General features: G+C 41.2%; 14 protein-coding genes and 2 pseudogenes. 13 read left to right on the top strand and 3 right to left on the bottom strand.

The window, feature by feature from the left end; translation table 11 throughout:
* Window positions 1–7 precede the first annotated feature (7 nt).
* On the top strand, window positions 8–2,260 hold the full coding sequence (locus SD1D_RS07785; RefSeq protein ID WP_045085670.1) for an ATP-binding protein: 2,253 nt from the start codon (window positions 8–10) through the stop codon (window positions 2,258–2,260).
* Window positions 2,261–2,488: 228 nt separating this feature from the next.
* On the opposite strand, the pseudogene SD1D_RS07780 reads toward SD1D_RS07785, so the two are convergent.
* Window positions 2,489–3,502, bottom strand: a pseudogene (locus SD1D_RS07780) (IS256 family transposase); the annotation flags it as partial.
* A gap of 59 nt (window positions 3,503–3,561) precedes the next feature.
* Here SD1D_RS07780 and SD1D_RS07775 point away from each other — a divergent pair.
* Window positions 3,562–4,788, top strand: a complete 1,227-nt coding sequence (locus SD1D_RS07775) for an IS256 family transposase (RefSeq protein ID WP_015358103.1) — start codon at window positions 3,562–3,564, stop codon at window positions 4,786–4,788.
* Between the two features lie 6 nt (window positions 4,789–4,794).
* Here SD1D_RS07775 and SD1D_RS12190 read toward each other — a convergent pair whose 3' ends face one another.
* Entirely contained in the window at window positions 4,795–5,001 is a 207-nt protein-coding gene (locus tag SD1D_RS12190) for a hypothetical protein (RefSeq protein WP_157893112.1), read from the bottom strand.
* A 486-nt stretch (window positions 5,002–5,487) separates the two neighbouring features.
* Here SD1D_RS12190 and SD1D_RS07770 point away from each other — a divergent pair, with 486 nt between their 5' ends.
* Both SD1D_RS07770 and SD1D_RS07765 read left to right on the top strand, forming a co-directional pair.
* On the top strand, window positions 5,488–8,970 hold the full coding sequence (locus SD1D_RS07770) for a vWA domain-containing protein (RefSeq protein ID WP_058258380.1): 3,483 nt from the start codon (window positions 5,488–5,490) through the stop codon (window positions 8,968–8,970).
* Window positions 8,971–9,474: a hypothetical protein gene (locus SD1D_RS07765; protein WP_058258379.1), complete on the top strand. Its 504-nt coding sequence runs from the start codon at window positions 8,971–8,973 to the stop codon at window positions 9,472–9,474.
* Between the two features lie 123 nt (window positions 9,475–9,597).
* Here SD1D_RS07765 and SD1D_RS12760 read toward each other — a convergent pair.
* Window positions 9,598–10,234 (bottom strand): annotated as a pseudogene (locus tag SD1D_RS12760) (cation transporting ATPase C-terminal domain-containing protein); the annotation flags it as partial.
* Between the two features lie 93 nt (window positions 10,235–10,327).
* Between SD1D_RS12760 and SD1D_RS07755 the strand changes: the two are divergent.
* The 9 genes from SD1D_RS07755 (at window position 10,328) to SD1D_RS07710 (ending at window position 17,137) form a co-directional block, all read left to right on the top strand.
* Complete coding sequence (locus SD1D_RS07755; RefSeq protein ID WP_242955276.1) at window positions 10,328–11,530, top strand: IS256 family transposase; 1,203 nt, start codon at window positions 10,328–10,330, stop codon at window positions 11,528–11,530.
* A 420-nt stretch (window positions 11,531–11,950) separates the two neighbouring features.
* On the top strand, window positions 11,951–12,904 hold the full coding sequence (locus SD1D_RS07745; RefSeq protein WP_242955282.1) for a hypothetical protein: 954 nt from the start codon (window positions 11,951–11,953) through the stop codon (window positions 12,902–12,904).
* A 301-nt stretch (window positions 12,905–13,205) separates the two neighbouring features.
* Entirely contained in the window at window positions 13,206–13,508 is a 303-nt protein-coding gene (locus SD1D_RS07740) for a VRR-NUC domain-containing protein (protein ID WP_014256659.1), read from the top strand.
* A 91-nt stretch (window positions 13,509–13,599) separates the two neighbouring features.
* Window positions 13,600–14,055 (top strand): hypothetical protein, encoded by a 456-nt coding sequence (locus SD1D_RS07735; RefSeq protein ID WP_004400053.1) that lies wholly within the window; start codon window positions 13,600–13,602, stop codon window positions 14,053–14,055.
* Window positions 14,056–14,181: 126 nt separating this feature from the next.
* The gene (locus SD1D_RS07730; protein ID WP_058258376.1) at window positions 14,182–14,412 is read left to right on the top strand and encodes a hypothetical protein; all 231 of its coding nucleotides are present in this window, start codon (window positions 14,182–14,184) and stop codon (window positions 14,410–14,412) included.
* A 135-nt stretch (window positions 14,413–14,547) separates the two neighbouring features.
* The gene (locus SD1D_RS07725; protein ID WP_058258375.1) at window positions 14,548–14,907 is read left to right on the top strand and encodes an HNH endonuclease; all 360 of its coding nucleotides are present in this window, start codon (window positions 14,548–14,550) and stop codon (window positions 14,905–14,907) included.
* A 223-nt stretch (window positions 14,908–15,130) separates the two neighbouring features.
* Window positions 15,131–15,682 (top strand): P27 family phage terminase small subunit, encoded by a 552-nt coding sequence (locus SD1D_RS07720; RefSeq protein ID WP_003515999.1) that lies wholly within the window; start codon window positions 15,131–15,133, stop codon window positions 15,680–15,682.
* A complete protein-coding gene (locus SD1D_RS07715) occupies window positions 15,682–15,864 on the top strand; it encodes a hypothetical protein (RefSeq protein WP_004400063.1) in 183 nt (60 codons plus the stop codon). The genes SD1D_RS07720 and SD1D_RS07715 overlap by 1 nt, the downstream gene beginning before the upstream one ends.
* Window positions 15,839–17,137, top strand: a complete 1,299-nt coding sequence (locus tag SD1D_RS07710; protein WP_058258374.1) for a site-specific DNA-methyltransferase — start codon at window positions 15,839–15,841, stop codon at window positions 17,135–17,137. Before SD1D_RS07715 ends, SD1D_RS07710 begins: the two co-directional genes overlap by 26 nt.
* The last annotated feature ends 4 nt before the right edge of the window (window positions 17,138–17,141 follow it).

Below are 17,141 nucleotides of genomic sequence, written 5' to 3'. Positions count from 1 at the left end.
GACAAAGATGTTGAGTGGTTATTTTGAGAACTGTTACGGGATAAAGCAGTTCACTTTACCTAATATAAATTTTAAAAAATGCAATAAAGCAATAATTTATGCGCCTAATGGTGTAATGAAGACTTCTTTGGCAAAAGTTTTTGAAGATATTTCTAAAGGAACAGCAACATCCGATCGTATTTTTAAGGATGCTGTGAGCCGTTATTCTATTACATATTATGCTTCGCACTATGAATATTCGTCATCAGGCGGTAACGCTATTCCACAGTCGGATAACATCTATGTGATAAATTCATTCGCAGATAAGTTTGAATTTAGTAAAGAGACAGTCGGCACACTTCTTGCCGATGAAGGAACTAGAAATCAATATAATGTTCTTATGGGAAAGTTGAATGACATTATTACTGAGATTTTAAATAAGCTAAGAGAAATAACTGGTCTAACTAAACCTCAAATTAAAATAAAACTGATTGAAGATCTTGGTTTACAAGCCACAGCCGATTGGCCAGATATTATGGAAGCAATTAGGCAGATAGAGAATAAGAATTATGAATTCCTGGATGAAATTCTCTATTCAGAACTATTTAATGACAAAACTATGGCTGTTTATGAAAACCCTGATTTTAAACGCCATATTACAGAATATATTGATAATCTTGAAAACCTACTTCGAAATAGCTCATTATTAAATACGCATTTTACAGAACGAAGTGCAGAAGAATTAAGTAAAAGTTTTACAAATCACAATCTGTTTGAGGCTCAACATAAGATTCTTCTTAGAAATGGGAGGCAAGTTAATAATCTTGCCGAGTGGAAGGAACTTGTACAACAAGAGCTTGACCAATTATACCAAACGCCTACACTAGCAAAAACGTTTGAAAAATTGAAAAAATTATTCTCCAAAAATGCGGAATCTGCAAAAGTTCGTGAAATTATCGTTGCGCATAGGGAAATTATTCCTTTACTCAGAGATATAGCAACATTAAAGAAACAAACATGGTGTAACTGTTTTGAACGCCTTGAAAGACCATTTATGGAATATTATAAGATAATCGCTGATTTTAAAGAAGAAATTCATAATCTATATGAAAAGGCATCAGCACAATCTGAACGTTGGGTAGAGGTAGTGAGTGAATTTAACCGAAGATTCCGCGTACCATTTACTGTAAAAATCACAAATAAGTCAAATTTTGTTTTAAAAGATGAGGCTCCAAATATTGAGTTTGAATACACTCGCGGTACTGGTGACAGCAAAGAGTCTACAGTTTTACATAAAGAAGACTTGATGGTTTCTTTAAGTATGGGTGAGCGTAGAGCACTGTATCTACTTTATATATTGTTTGATTTAGAGAGAATTAGAAAACAAGCTAGGGAAGGTGGTGGACAATACCTTATTATTGCGGATGATATTTCCGATTCCTTCGATTATAAAAACAAATATGCAATTATCGAGTACTTATGTGATCTTGCTGAAACAAAGGGAATCGATTTACTTATGCTTACACATAACTTTGATTTCTTTAGAACCGTTAAGTACAGGTGTGGTGTTAGCCGGGAAAACTGTTACATAGCTCAAAGAAATGACGATGGTATTATTAGTATAGCAGAATTTAAGTATCAAAAGGATTTCTTTAAAAATGTTATTCGTTCGTCTATTCAAAATGGTAATTTAGACAGTGACTTTAAGAAAAAATGTCTGATTGCTAGCATTCCATTTTATCGTAATTTAGCTGAATATAGCGGAAGTACTGACGATTATGAAAAACTGACATGCTGTCTCCATTATAAAACGGCACCCCTTGATACTTCACGATTGATGGTGTCGGATATATGGGGAGTTATAAGTCAATTTCTCGAAAACGAGACCCTTAAGTCTGACGATGAGCCTTATCTACAATTACTTCAAAATCTTGCAATAAATATACTTAAAGACAACGATGAAGTTTCTTTGGAGAACAAACTTGTCCTTTCAATAGCAGCAAGAATTGAGATTGAGAAATTTATGAAAGCCAAAATCATTGAGCACGAAGGGACTTGTCCTGATGCAAAAGATAATCAGACAAGAGAATGGTTTAATAAGTCGAAGCAGTATTTGACAGATGACGAAAAAGAGATCATTGAAGAAATTAACTTGATTACACCTGAGAGCATTCATCTTAATTCTTTCATGTATGAACCTTTGATCGACATTTCCTCATGGAATTTAATAGAAGTATATAGAAAAGCTCTTGCATTACAGGCAAGTAGTCAAGACAGTTAACGGGAAATTAATAAATTTATTAAATAATTAACATTGCTATGAATAGCATAATCGCAGGATTAAAAACAATAATAACCTACTATTATCCCAAAACACCCCCAACGGGTGTTTTTTAGTTATAGTCTCAAGTAGTGGTGTAAATTTCGTGGAGGCTAATTGACAAAAGTAACCACGATAGGTACCGTCAAGAATTTTTCGCAAATTCATAACCCGCTTGGTAGTCATCACCTAGCCAGCAGTTACCTGTGAATCAGTCATGACATCCAGGGCCTCAAGATGTATCATGCTCATATAGCGCTTGGTACCCCAATCCTTACTTGCAACATACCGTAATCTTGCACAAACCAGCATTAATGCCGAGTTGCCATCAGGAAAGGTGCCTACAACCCTGGTCCTGCGCCTGATCTCCCGGTTCAGTCGTTCGATAACATTATTACTCCGCAATTTACTCCAATGGGCATAGGGAAAATCCATGTATGTAAGCGTCTCCTCGATGCCCTTTTCTATCTTATCTGCCGCTTCTTTTAATTTCATTTCTCGTAGTTTCTGTACCACACTCTTGGCCTTTTGTCTTGCTGATTCCTTATTCTCTTGCGCGTGTATGGCCTTCAGCATTGCAGCCACTTCTCTCACTTTGGAACGGGGGGTGACTGTAAAAACATTTCGGTAGAAATGGACTGTACATCTCTGATACTTTGCATCGGGAAAGACCTCATTGATTGCCTCCAGAAGTCCTAAACATTTATCGCCTATGAATAATTGAACTCCTGTTAAGCCTCGCTCCCTCAATCCCTGTAAAAAGGCCAGCCAGCTTGCCTTGTCTTCTTTCATTCCTTCTGATGCACCAATTACTTCTCTATACCCTTCTTCGTTAACAGCCATGGCTATGAGAATGGAAACGTTCTCGTATTCGCCGCCCCAGTTGCGTTTTAAATAGATGCCATCTAAGTAGACATAGGGATATTTGCTCTTCAGTGGCCTATTACGCCATGCGTCTATATGTACGTATACCTTCTTGTTCAATTCGCTTATGGTACCAGGTGATACTCTTGTCCCCCACAGGGCCTCGGTTATATCTTCAACTCGTCTTACTGATACACCGGCCAAATACATTTCTATTAATGCCTCTTCCACTGAACTCTCACGGCGCCGATATCGCTCAATTATGGCTGTTTCAAAGGCTATCCCTTTTAGTTTAGGTATCTTTAGTCTTACATTTCCTGATGTTGTTGTTAGATTCCTGGGTGTTAAAATAAAATTGTGTCTGGTGTATAATAAAATCACAAAGGAGGCTGGTAATTATGGATAAAAATACCTATTATGAAACAGTCAAAAATATGGCGGTTGAAAAAGTATTAAACCAGTATTGCTCTGATTCAGATCCATCACGCCCTGCCCTCAAAAAGTTGCTGGAGGATTTGCTCGACTGGTTTATGTTGTCTGAACGCCAAATCTATCTCTTGAAAAACGAGAACGACAAAGGCAACGGCTTTTATGATAGAAAACTTGGTACACCTATGGGTAACCTGGACATCTCTGTCCCAAGAACTCGCACTGGCGATTTCAGACCCCACATCCTACCTGAACCGTATAAAAGGGTGGATGAATCCTATACAGACCTTCTTATGTCCCTTGTTGTCAACGGTTATTCAGAATCTTCTCTCTTAAATACCCTCAAAAGCCTCAACCTTCCTTACTCTGATGATGAACTCAACAAAATCAAAGATGACCTAAAAAGTGAATTAGACCTTTTCAAACAACGGGAATTACCCGAATCGGTGTTTGCTTTATTAATCGATGCTTATCATTGTGAGATAAAAGACGGCTCAAAAGTGAAGAAAGCCGCATGCTACATAATCCTTGGCGTTGATATGGAAGGTAAGAAAGACATCTTTGGCCTTTACACCTTCTTCGGCAAAGAAAACAGAGCCGATTGGAACAAGGTCTTTGAAGACTTGATAAACCGCGGTCTTAAACGAGTTTTAGTGGTTGTAAGTGATGATTTCCCAGGTATTATCGAGACCGTCAAAGCTGTATATCCATATGCTGATCATCAGCTCTGTTTTGTACACCTTCAGAGAAATATCCGCAAATACATGACCAAAGCTGATGCCGCAGAATTCAATAAAGAACTCGATAAAATAAAATTTGCTTCTTCCTTTGATGAAGCTGTTCAAAAGTTTTATGACCTTTGCAGTAAATTTAAGAGTAAATATAGCCGATATATGAACATTCTCATGGAGAAAGCAGAACATTATATGGCTTTCATTAAATACCCCGAATCCTTGAGGAAGCATGTTTATACTACCAACAGTGTAGAGAGTATCAACAGTCTAGTTGAAAAAATTCGGATAAGATCGGGTGGTTACTTTAACTCTGTCGAAGTATTGGAAATTAACATATATTTACAGAGGGAGAACTTGAGGCGGACAAAATGGAAAAAAGCGGTACCAATGATAAATGCTCACATTTATGAAATACAACAAATTTTCCAGTTACGTTACTTTAATCAGACACAAAATTCTTGACAACTCTCACCTTAATTGTCCGTTCCTCCCTAGTTCGTCTATCAACTTTTCCATGCTCTCATGCCTGAATATCACCCCTGCCAATACGGAGTTCCACATAGCTCTTACCGGATAATCGTCTCGCCCGTTCCCTCTCTTTTTTTCAAGCTTTCTCATTAGCTCTTCATCAGGCATGTTCTCTATAACCAGTTTTAATAAATTTAAATCGCCCAAATCTTCAAATTTTATAAAGTCAAACAGTGAAATCTGTGGTATAAATTAAAACGTAACTCCTTACTCTCTGGTTTATCCGGCCATCTGCAGTATTTTCACAGAATCCGGACTATAGGCTTTCCGTCTTACCGATCAAAGGCTGAAAACCCAATCAGCATCCACCATGCTATAATGAAAAATTACGGAGGATATGCTAAGTTGTTCTTGTTTCTTCCATTCATCCCCCGGTAATAAAATCGACGTATAACGGAGTTTGGTTATCACGGATAAACCATGTTTTAGCCCTTGATAACCACATTAGCGAAAATGTTTAGAGACCAAAGTAGAAGTCAATTTCCGCTATAGGACATATCTATCATAAAAAATGTAGATTTATTCTAGCGCGAAAATTGTCGACAAATAATAACATTAATGGTATTGACTGCTTTATAAAATGTCATACAATATTAATGTGTTTTCTATCATATTCGATCAGGAGGTAGTTGAATGAGATTAAGAGCGAAACGCTATTTAGCACTAGGTTTAGTTGTACTCATGATGTTGCAGCTTGTGACCATCCATGTATTTGCCGGAGAAGAGGAAAGTCAGAAAAGTTCGATGGACTATGCATTATTTTCCGGTAGTCACAATTCTTCATTAACGATCAATGCTTCAAAGGCCAGCATTACAGGAAATGTACATACCAATGCCGATTTCGTATTTCAGGGTTCAAGCTTAGTGATACAAGGTATTTGTGAGGCAGCAGGTAAATTAACTCTTAAAACCCCAAAAGTTGATATTGCCAAAAAAATAGAGGGTGCATTGTTAATTGATATACAAGATCACTCAGAGGGAATTAAGCAGATTGCTTCTGAAGATGCAGAAATTATTGAAAAGGATAAGAGCTACAATGGGAATCAAGTCATCCTTGAACAATCAGTTATTGTTAAGGGGAACTTAAAGGTAAACTGCTCAAGAATTACGAGCAAGGGCTATATTATTGCAGAAAAAGATATTGCATTTAACACATCAATCACAGAAAGCGGCAGCGATAAAGGAATCGTTATTGCATCCGAGAAGGGAAATATAACCTTCAATGGGTCAAACGTCAACATAAAGGGTATTGTATATGCGCCAAAAGGAACAGTTATAATCAACGCTGCCCGTTTTACAATACAGGGCAGAATCATCGCGGACAGTATTGTGTTCAGGGGTAGCTCATTAGATGTCCAAGCTGGCCCGGATGATTTGGAACTTATTGATTCGGAGAAATACCAGCCATCAGTAACGATCGATACATCCGGTTTTAAGGTACTCGATGCAGAAGAAGCCATCTTCTGGGTTGATGATAAAGTGGATAAAATCACAGGTATGGCATCAAATATTACCAGTATGAATATGACAATAGCCAGTGGCAAGCTTGAGCTTGCAAATAAACCTGTTACTCCCTCTGAAAATTGGTGTATTGACATTCCCGGGCTCATCGTGGGTAGCAATCGTATTACAATAACAGCTACAGGTTTAAACGGAAAGACCATATCACAATCTATTACTCTGGTCAATCAATATGAGGGGAACAGTACTGGCCTGTATCTGGACTCTGGTGATGATGATAACGACTTACTGCTAAACTGGCAGGAGGATGTAGTCGGTACCCAAAAGAATAACGCGGATACAGATGGCGATGGCTTGACTGATTACGAGGAAATCTTCATTACTTTAACTGATGCCCTTTCTATTGATACCGATGAGAATGGAAAAAGTGATGACAAAGAAGATTTTGATGATGATAAGCTAAATAACTTGCAGGAATGCTCGTATGCGACCAATCCTTATAGTAACGATACAGACTGCGATAGTCTTACTGATTATGAAGAAATATTTGTTTATTTCACAAATCCGTTATCTAAAGATTCCGACAATGATGGTATGACAGACCTAATGGAAATTGAATATGGCATGATGCCTAATAATCGTGACTCCTTAAATGATGGAGTTTTAGACGGAGACAGGATCTTTATGGTTACTAAAACCTGTGATGGCTGGAATGCAGGAGATGCCGTAAAGCCAGTCCTGGAAATCGAACTGCAAGGGAAGCAAATTGAATCGCTTTCCATAGATAAAGTAGACGAAAATGATTCTTTCTTAAACGCTGCTATTCCCGGATACATTGGAAATGCATATGATTTTAATGTGGACGGAACTTTCCAGACAGCTACATTAACCTTTGAGTTTGATCAGGAGCTTCTTAACGATCAGGAATTTGTACCTGCCATCTATTATTGGGATGAAGAAAAACAATTCCTGTTTGAGGTACCCAATCAAACGATCAGCGGTAATACCGTATCAGCATCCGTAACACATTTTTCAAAATATATGGTTATTGCGAAGGATGCTTATAACAAAGAACTATTCAGGTTCGAAATTTTGCCTCCGACCGACGATGAACTGCAGAATAAAAAATATGATTTAGCATTAGTACTGGATAGCTCAGGAAGTATCAGTACTACAAACTATAATCTGATCAAAAGTCTTTCCGTCGACTTGGTGCAGACTCTTGGCGATGAGGACAGAATTGCGGTTTTCACATTTGATTCCATAGTTAGAAAACATTCGACATTCGTAAACAAAGAGCATGCTATTTCTGTTATTTCCGGACTTCCTAGGTATGCCGGCAATACGGCAATTTACAACGGTATTAAGGCGGCAAACGACGAATTCATTGCAAATTCATCATCAGATGTATCAAAGGTCATGATCGTTTTAACAGATGGTCAAGATAATGTCAGTACGGTTACACCAGACTCAATCATTCAGAACGCTTGTGATAACAGCATCATAATTTACACGGTAGGTGTGGGTTCGGTAAACACTGAAGTACTTAAAAATATCGCCAACTCAACTGGTGGTGCTTATTACAGTGCGTCTGACTTCTCACAACTTGCGGGCATATTCGATAGGCTCCAGGAAGATATAGATTTATATAAGGATTCCGATAATGACGGTATCAGCGATTATCATGAAAAGAAGATCGCTGCAGGGGAGCTGAAGCTTGGCAATGGTGCTCCTGTTATGTATTACTCCAGCTTAAATTATCTCAATCCCGATTCTGATGCAGATGGTATTTTGGATGGCGAGGAACTAAAAATAGACAATCAGTATATTCAGGGTATATATGTTTACTATTGTTACTTAAGTTCAGTACCCTGCATGGAAGATAGCGACCTTGATAGTTTACTGGACAATGAAGATCCAACGCCATTGGTGAAACACGATAGCAGGTTTGAAAGGGTTTATGATTCATCTTTCAGGCCGGTCAATGAATATATTCTTGAATTGCAGGAAAAGAGCGATAAGGAGTACAAAACTGATAATCCCGGGTTAAATGATTACTGGATACGAGAAAAGGCATACCTGACGATTGCAGGTGGCTATATTGCCTTTATGCCACAAGCTTCTTCGGCCTTATCCCATTTCATTGGAAACACAGGGAATTTATACACAATTAATGCTAAAAAATTAATGAATCAAAGCCCAAATGCCAAGAATCACCTTTACGACAATCTTAACCATATGCTTACGGCCAGTGAAGCAATGGTGATGGATGGAAAAACGATAGTGATTACGACCAATACACCGTTTGTGGCTACATCATTGTCAAATACCGGTGCCGATGATAATAAAGAAAAAGACTGGTGGTTTACAATTGGTAACTCAAGCTCGGCAATGACGGCGACGGTTACGAGAAACGGAGAGCAATACGTCATGGTAATAAATTACTACATTGATGATTTCTATGATTGGGAAAAGGGTTCTCCGTTAAAAGGAGGTCCGTTGTTAACTGACGGAGAAATGTACAGACTGCATGAGGTGGGTTTAGCAAAGCAATTTCCTGTGGAAGGCTGTTATAAGGTTAAAGTTACATGGACCAGGGGACAGCGTTTTGATTCAAACACCACAGAGCCAACGCTGGAGGAGGCACGTCAGTAAATGAGGTTATTGATTAAAGTGCTTGTTGCAGTTGTATCTGTTTTGCTGCTTATTGGAGCAATCGTTTTTATCTATAACTTTAAAAACTTTTATAGCAAGGCAGAAATAATAACTGTAACGGATATTACATCAGCACATGCTGAAGCGATACAGAAGGAATTTGGTTTTACATTACCGGAGGGTGCCAACATCGTTCAATGCAGGTTTGCTAATTCCAGGGATCGCCTTTTTACGGTAGTGATTACCGGTGTTTCCGATACGGATATGTTCCTTAAGAACAATTTAAATTTCGAAGTGGGGAATCCCTATGAAACAGAACGATACACATACGGATATCATGAACAAAAAGATTTGAATCTGAAGGTTACAGCAAAGAAATATTTCGGAATGCTCGATAGCAGCAAGAGAGAGCTTTATATCTACTCTATTGATGATGAAATAATTATTGAAATAGAGAAGGGGGGTATTATTTCTTCTGAGTTAATTAAAATGTTTGGCGTGTAAGTTCTCTCATGGTCGCCAGCCTGTTACGAATCGGAACCATTGAAAAACGTTTAAAGTAGGTTTACTTGCAATCAGAATCTGGCTGTGCCTAATGGAACAGCCAGATTCTTTAGTCAAATAAGTTCAGACTTTACTAGTTTTCCGCTGTATCAGTTTGACCAGCTCAACGATGGGAATTACCAGGATAGCAAGTGAGAGGGCGGTCAGATACTCAATGAAGCTGATAGAGGTAAAACCAAAGACATCACATAAAAACGGTGTGTATATGACGGCTGCAGTAAGGATGAATGAGAGGATCATTGAGCCGAAAAGGTAGAAGTTGTGGTTCTTAATGCTGAAAATTCTCACCGATGAAGTAGGCAGCAAGAGTAAGTATGGAAACCATTACACCCTGATAGAAGACGCTGAATCCGACACCGCCCGAGAAAATGCCTTCCTTTGGGTCTCTGGGCTTGCGCTTCATAATATCAGCCTCAGCCTTTTCTATACCGAGAGCAAGGGCAGGAAGCGAGTCGGTAATCAGGTTAATGAAAAGGATATGAACAGGCTTAAGTATCGTAAATCCAAGCATGGTAGCAAAGAAAATGCTGATAACTTCCGAGAGGTTGGAAGAGAGTAGGAACTGAATTGATTTACGAATGTTATCGTATATACGGCGGCCTTCTTCGACTGCAGATACAATGGTTGCGAAGTTGTCGTCTGCAAGAATCATGTCGGCGACGTTTTTTGTCACATCAGTGCCGGTGATGCCCATGCCAACGGAGGATGTAATCTAAACTGTGTAAATGGGAATAATCTCCAATGAAATAAAGCGAAGGAGATGTAAACCATGGCACAGTTAAATGAGAAGGAAATGGAGCTTGCAGCATTGATATGCGAAGGCTGCACCACACCTGTCGAACTAACGGCAAAACTTAAGAATCTTTTTTCCGGGGCACTGGAAAAATTGCTTGAGGCAGAGATAGACGAGCATTTAGGTTATGAAAAGCACAGTGTTTTGGGAAATAACAGCGGTAATAGCCGCAATGGTTACAGCAAAAAGACAATCAGGAGTGAATGGGGCGAAAGTGAGATCAGCGTACCACGTGACAGGAACGGCACCTTCGAACCAAAAGCAATCGAAAAGCGACAAACCCGCACCGACGACATCGAAGCGAGGATCATGGCGATGTATGCCAAAGGGATGTCCACCCGTGACATAGAAGATCATCTCCGTGATATATACGGGGTGGAAGCATCCGCAAGCCTGATAAGCCGGATAACCGACAAACTTATGCCAGCCATTGCAGAATGGCAGTCGAGGCCACTAGACGCAATATATCCTATAGTATTTTTGGACGGGATAGTGTTCAAGGTTCGCAAGGACAGCCGAGTAGTCAATAAATGCCTCTACTCTGTTCTGGGGATCAATCTTGAAGGGCGCAAGGAAATATTGGGTATATGGCTTTCAGAGAATGAAAGTGCGAGCTTTTGGGTGACCGTATGTAATGAGTTAAAAAACAGAGGTGTAGAAGATATCCTCATTGCATGCCGCGACAACCTTAGCGGGTTTTCAGACGCCATAGAGATTGTTTTTCCGAAAACGGAGCAACAGTTATGCGTGATACACCAGATCCGCAACTCCACAAAATATGTGTCATACAAGGATATTAGGCCTGTCATGGCGGATTTGAAGAAAGTGTATGGAGCGCCAACGTTAGATGATGCGGAATATCGGCTGGAGGAGTTTCGTGAAAAATGGAGCGGGAAGTATCCGCAGATATTGAAATCATGGGATGCAAACTGGGCGGAGTTGTCGACATATTTCAAATACCCAAAAGAGGTGCGAACGCTAATATATACTACTAATGCAGTGGAAGGTTTCCATCGGATGCTGCGTAAGTTCACCAAGACAAAGACGGTATACCCGACTGATGATGCAGTTAGGAAATCAGTCTACATGTCGATCCAGGAAATATCCAAGAAATGGAGTATGCCGATTCGTGACTGGGGGATAATAATTGGACAACTGATGATATTTTTTGAGGATAGGCTGCAAGGGAGAATTGCTTCGTAGCGGCGGAGGCTCTGCCCCCGAAACCCCCGAGGTTTATCGCTTTGGTTTTCCAGGGCGGTAAAAAAGGCGGCTCCGATTAGATCACCGCCCTGCCAAACTTCACGCGCCGCTCGGGTCGCTCCTCAGCGTTGCCCTATAAAGACCTCTGGCATACAGTACCGGCTATGAAAGCGTGCAATGTGATATCGGAGGCCAATAAGGTATTTGAAGGAATTGACAGGATCCTGGAAAAGAACGGATATGTACGCGAAGGCAATTTGTACCGGGCGGTAAATACCATAGTTTTGTTCTGCCATTTTGGCGTTGAATGTGTAATCTTAAGCCACCTTCTGGGAATTTCACCTGTGGTCTTATGGCATGGCTGTTGTGCTTTACCGACTTCTGTAACAACCCTTGTGACGGAAGAGCGCAGGAAAGGAATTGCCTGTTTCAGAATGCTTGCATTCGGGGATATCTCACATCTGTACGCAGTTGATGGATGAGTTCAAGCCTTCAAAGATAGATAAGTTAAGGCTAAATGCCTTATACAACCATCTTCGAGATGCATATGACGGCCATGAAGGTGTCCGCGGTAGGGCGGATCAAAGTGCTGTTACTTATGAACTGTTGGCACCTATTATTGTAGCTGGTGAGGAATCGCCGGATGAAGCGGCCATCAGAGAACGGAGCATAGAATTGCTATTCAGCAAGAAGGACTTAAAACCAGCCAGCCATAGACAAGCATTTTATAAGCTGTGTGCAAAAGCGGATCTGCTTGGCAGCTTCGGTCGGAGCCTGCTGGATATAGCACTCAGAGTATCGGTTGCTAAGGCAGAGAAGTGGTATGAGGAAGCAAAGTCAGAGATATCTGATGAGTTTCCATCTCGTATCGTCAATAATCTCGCCTGTTGCTATGCCGGACTGAGCCTAGTAAACAAACTATGTGAGTTCCTTAATGTTACATGGTCTGAAGTGTTTCCCATTAACAAAGTGACATGTATTCGATATCTTCAAAACGGTGTGCAGGAATACTTGCTGGATGGCGGCAGCAACAACAAGACTATTGTAGAACAGACGCTGGAAATCATGGCCCGGATGAAACTGGCTCCGAATCAAGACTACACTTTTGATAAAGGAGGCAATGTTATCGGGATTCGTTTCTGTGATGTATATGACCGCTATACCAAGTACAGACGCGATTATGCAATCACAGGTGAATGTCTTCCGTATAACCAGTTTCTGAAGCAATTGAGGCAAAGTGACTTTTTTCTGGAGAGCAATAAAACGATGCGTTTCGGGAACGAAACTAAGAAAGCGTGGGCTCTTGATTTTTCGATATTGAAAGAGCGATGCGATGTGAGCGGCTTTGAAATCACAGATATTGAGCCTCTTTAACCTCAAAAAAGGTAACAAGGTAACAAAAAGGTAACGCCCGAAACGCTGATGAATAGCCATTTGTTACCTATGTTACCTTTGTTACCTCAACTTTATATATACGCGCGAGAGATGAAATTATTTTTTGAAAAATAAAAAATAAAAAAATATAAATATTTGTGTCTATACCTACCCCAAAAAAGAGGTAACAAGGTAACAAAATCCGCAAATGCGCTTGTAAAGCGGGTTTGAGAAGTTACCTTTTTAGAAATACCGGGGTAACAAGAGGGGAAAAGGTAACATTTTTGGAGGATAAGCGGTTATGTCTGAAAAGAGTATTGTGACTAAAATCCTGCGGTACTTAAAGACAGTACCGGGGTGTTTCTGTTGGAAGGAACATGGCGGTATGTACGGGACAGCAGGAATACCAGACATTATTGCCTGTGTAAATGGGCGGTTTATAGCTTTTGAAGTAAAAACCCCATCGGGAAAGACAACAAAACTGCAGGAAGCAACCATCAAAAAAATCCTCAATGCCGGAGGAGTGGCAGCGGTTGTCCATTCGGTAGATGAGGTGAAGGTTATTCTGGAAAAGCATGGCCTTCTGCAAAGAACGAAGATATAACGAACAAGGAAACAAGCACTGCAAAGCAACGAAAAAAAGCACACTGCTTCAAAGATCAAGGTTTTTTATCTTGATTTTTTGGAGGTGCGATATGCTGATTGCATGGCAGTATTTAGATAAAAAAGCGGCTGCTGTTGAAGCTTTGAAAGATTACAGCAGCATGCAGTACATTATCGAACACAGTGATGAGGATATATATGAAGTTGAAACCCGTATGACAAGCCCTCATAGTGCAAAGATTACCGGAGTTCCGGGCAAACACAATCCCAAAAGCGGTGAAGAACGCCTTGCTGCTTGCCTTGACGAGATTGATGTGTTGAAAGAACGTTACAGGCGGGCATTAGAATATATGGAGTGGTTCAAGCCTGCTTGGGAAGCCCTGTCGGAGGAAGAACAGTTTATACTGACAGAATTTTTTGTTAATGATGTGAGCAAGACAGAAGCTGTAGCAAACATCGGAGAGAAGCTGTTTCTTGAAAGAGCACAGGTGTACCGTAGGAAGGATAAGGCACTTAATCATCTGGCACTGCTTTTATACGGGAAGTAGAAATGAGATTTTTATGAGATGTAAAACACAGGTATCCCATATATAATGATATCATGAAAAAATGTCATTAAAACGCATAAGCCCTTCGGGGCTTTTTCTTATGACATAAAACAGGAGTGAGGGAAGATGGTCGATAAATGTTTTGGCAGTAACGGAAAGAATGGCTGCAATATCCTGACTGTACGCAAGTGTCAGCAAGATAAATGTTCCTTCTATAAAAGCACCCAGGAGTTAGAGGAAGATAGAAAAAAGGCTTATCTTTTGCTTGCAGCTTTACCACCCGATATGCAGCGGTATATCTCCGATAAGTATTATAACGGCAGGATGCCATGGGTGAAAAGCAATTGTGCTGTTTAGTATTCCAGATGAGATTTTTATGAGATGAAATTCTTTATAAATCCAAATATAATGGTATTGTGAAAAGTTATGGATAAGCCTTCATGGGATATGAACCTGTGAGGGCTTTTTTATACCTGTAAAGGAGGTGGCCAGATGCCAAGAAAACCAAAAAGGCCTTGCTCCTTTCCCGGCTGTCCTGAACTGACGGACGGAAGGTACTGTGACACTCATCAAAAGCAAGTGGATGCTTATTACAACAAATACGAACGAGATCCTCAAACAAGAAAAAGCTATGACCGGAGATGGAAACGCATCAGGGACAGATATATCTCAGAGCACCCGCTTTGCGAGGAGTGTCAAAAGTACGGAAGGCTTACACCAGCCGAAGAGGTACATCATATTATCCCTTTATCTAAAGGCGGAACCAATGCAGACAATAACCTTATGAGTCTGTGCAAACAATGTCACTCATCGATCACTGCCCGCGAAGGGGAGAGATGGGCAAGACGGTAGGGGGGTCAAAATCTCTGGTGAAGCAGTTTTGTGCAACGGGCGGGGGGTCACGCGCGAAAAATCGCAGTTTCAAACGGGGTATATCCCTCGTCGTCGCAAACTGCGCTTTGCTCGTTTTGACGCCAGCGTCAAAAGCTCGCCTGCTCCGTTGCTCCTCCTCTCCCCGCAAAGCCTGCGGCTTTGCGGGGGGCCCCAATTAATTACAGGAATCGAGGTGATGTGTATGGCAAAGGACGGTACCAACCGCGGCGGGGCACGTATCGGTGCAGGACAGAAGAAAAAGCCTCTGGCGGATAAGATTTTGGAAGGAAACCCCGGCAGACGAAAGCTCATGGTAATGGAGTTTACGGATGCTGCGGAACTGGAAGGAGAGAGCATGCCGCCACCGAGGGATTATCTTGCTGCAAAGCAGAAGAACGGAAAAACAACACTGGCGGTGGAAATATACGAAAAAACATGGCAGTGGCTTAAGGAACGCAGGTGTGTTCACCTTATCCCTGCGCAGCTTATAGAGCAATATGCCCAGAGTGTGGCGCGGTGGATCCAGTGCGAGGAATGTATCACTGAATTTGGCTTTCTTGCTAAGCATCCGACAACTGGCAATGCCATCCCGTCACCTTATGTGGCTATGAGTCAAAGCTTTATGAAACAGGCCAATAACCTGTGGTATCAAATTTATCAAGTCGTGCGGGAAAACTGTGCTACCGAATACAAGGGGGCTACTCCCCACGATGATGTTATGGAAAAACTCCTGACAGCCAGGAGGGGTGGCTGATGCATAAAACAAATTCAATCTTTCTTAGGGAACTAAGAAAATATAAAGACCATTTAACGAAGCAGCAGTTTAAGACTCTGCGGGGACAAGTAATAAACGGAGATTGTGAGGGCGCAAAAAAGGGTCTTAAGAAAATATTGAACAGGAGAATGCAGCATGAACATACAAAAAATATCTGTTGAAAAACTTAATCCAGCAGCATACAACCCGCGCAAGGATTTAAAACCTGGCGATAAGGAATATGAAAAGCTAAAACGGTCAATAGAGGAATTTGGCTATGTGGAGCCTGTTATCTGGAACCAAAAAACAGGTAATGTGGTAGGCGGGCATCAACGCTTAAAGGTTTTGCTGGACTTGGGACAGACAGAGATAGACTGCGTCGTTGTGGATCTTGACCTGCAGAGAGAAAAAGCGCTTAATCTTGCTCTTAATAAGATTCAGGGAGAGTGGGACGAGAATAAACTGGCTGAACTGATGGCTGAGTTGGACGCAGGTGCATTTGATGTTTCGCTTACAGGGTTTGACGCTTCTGAAATAGACGAACTGCTTAACCGATGGTACTCCAAAGAGGCGATACAAGACAGCTTTGACATAGATAAAGCGCATGAGGAAATTGTGCAGCGCGAGCCGGTAACGAAGCGGGGCGATATCTGGCTTCTCGGGAATCATCGCTTGATGTGCGGCGACTCTACTAAGGATGAGGATTTTGAGAAGTTGATGGAAGGGTGTCACGCACAGATGGCAGTGACTTCCCCTCCATATGGGGTAGGCAAAGAATATGAAAAGGCAGGGATTGAACCATGGTTCGAGACAGTACGCCCAGTGATTAGAAACCTGTGCAGGTATGCAGATATTGTCTGCTGGAACTTAGGTGATCTCTATGCCACCGGCTCTCAGTTTATTGAACCCACCAGTGTTTACAGTGTGAACATGTTTTTGGAAAACGGTTACCGCCCTATCTGGATCCGCATTTGGAAGAAGCAAGGGCAAAATTTCGGTGTAGGACCCTATCATCTTGTTTCAAACAAGCCGGTTCAGCAGTATGAGTATATTTCAGCCTTCAGCAATAAAGGAGAAGTTGAGGAATATAACGATCAGGAATATGTATGGCTTTCAGCCTTTGCGGGACACAGTTATAAATTTGTGAAACGGCTTACAAAGGAAGAACGCAAGAAATGGGGCTATGCTGGGATATGGGAGATGACCACTGTCCGGGCAAACAAGGAGCATCCTGCAATGTTCCCTGTGGAGCTTCCATGGCGGTGCATCAAAATGCACAGCGACAAGGGCGGAATCGTGCTTGAACCGTTTTCGGGCAGCGGAACCACTATAATTGCGGCTGAACAGACCGAGCGCAAATGCTATGCGATGGAGTTATCTCCTGTTTACTGTGATTTAGCTGTTAAGCGCTGGGAGGAATTCACCGGTGAAAAAGCCATCAAACTGGAGGGTTAAGATT

The organism is Herbinix luporum (genome assembly GCF_900070325.1).
GTDB classification, from domain to species: Bacteria; Bacillota; Clostridia; order Lachnospirales; family Lachnospiraceae; genus Mobilitalea; species Mobilitalea luporum.
This window is presented reverse-complemented; position numbering and strand designations above follow the sequence as displayed.

Excerpts from the sequence above, each read along its gene's own strand:
- SD1D_RS07785 (WP_045085670.1), top strand. The coding sequence starts at position 8 with ATGTTGAGTGGTTATTTTGAGAACTGTTACGGGATAAAGCAGTTCACT.
- SD1D_RS07775 (WP_015358103.1), top strand. The coding sequence starts at position 3,562 with ATGGATAAAAATACCTATTATGAAACAGTCAAAAATATGGCGGTTGAA.
- SD1D_RS07770 (WP_058258380.1), top strand. The coding sequence starts at position 5,488 with ATGAGATTAAGAGCGAAACGCTATTTAGCACTAGGTTTAGTTGTACTC.
- SD1D_RS07765 (WP_058258379.1), top strand. The coding sequence starts at position 8,971 with ATGAGGTTATTGATTAAAGTGCTTGTTGCAGTTGTATCTGTTTTGCTG.
- SD1D_RS07755 (WP_242955276.1), top strand. The coding sequence starts at position 10,328 with ATGGAGCTTGCAGCATTGATATGCGAAGGCTGCACCACACCTGTCGAA.
- SD1D_RS07740 (WP_014256659.1), top strand. The coding sequence starts at position 13,206 with ATGTCTGAAAAGAGTATTGTGACTAAAATCCTGCGGTACTTAAAGACA.
- SD1D_RS07735 (WP_004400053.1), top strand. The coding sequence starts at position 13,600 with ATGCTGATTGCATGGCAGTATTTAGATAAAAAAGCGGCTGCTGTTGAA.
- SD1D_RS07730 (WP_058258376.1), top strand. The coding sequence starts at position 14,182 with ATGGTCGATAAATGTTTTGGCAGTAACGGAAAGAATGGCTGCAATATC.
- SD1D_RS07725 (WP_058258375.1), top strand. The coding sequence starts at position 14,548 with ATGCCAAGAAAACCAAAAAGGCCTTGCTCCTTTCCCGGCTGTCCTGAA.
- SD1D_RS07720 (WP_003515999.1), top strand. The coding sequence starts at position 15,131 with ATGGCAAAGGACGGTACCAACCGCGGCGGGGCACGTATCGGTGCAGGA.
- SD1D_RS07715 (WP_004400063.1), top strand. The coding sequence starts at position 15,682 with ATGCATAAAACAAATTCAATCTTTCTTAGGGAACTAAGAAAATATAAA.
- SD1D_RS07710 (WP_058258374.1), top strand. The coding sequence starts at position 15,839 with ATGAACATACAAAAAATATCTGTTGAAAAACTTAATCCAGCAGCATAC.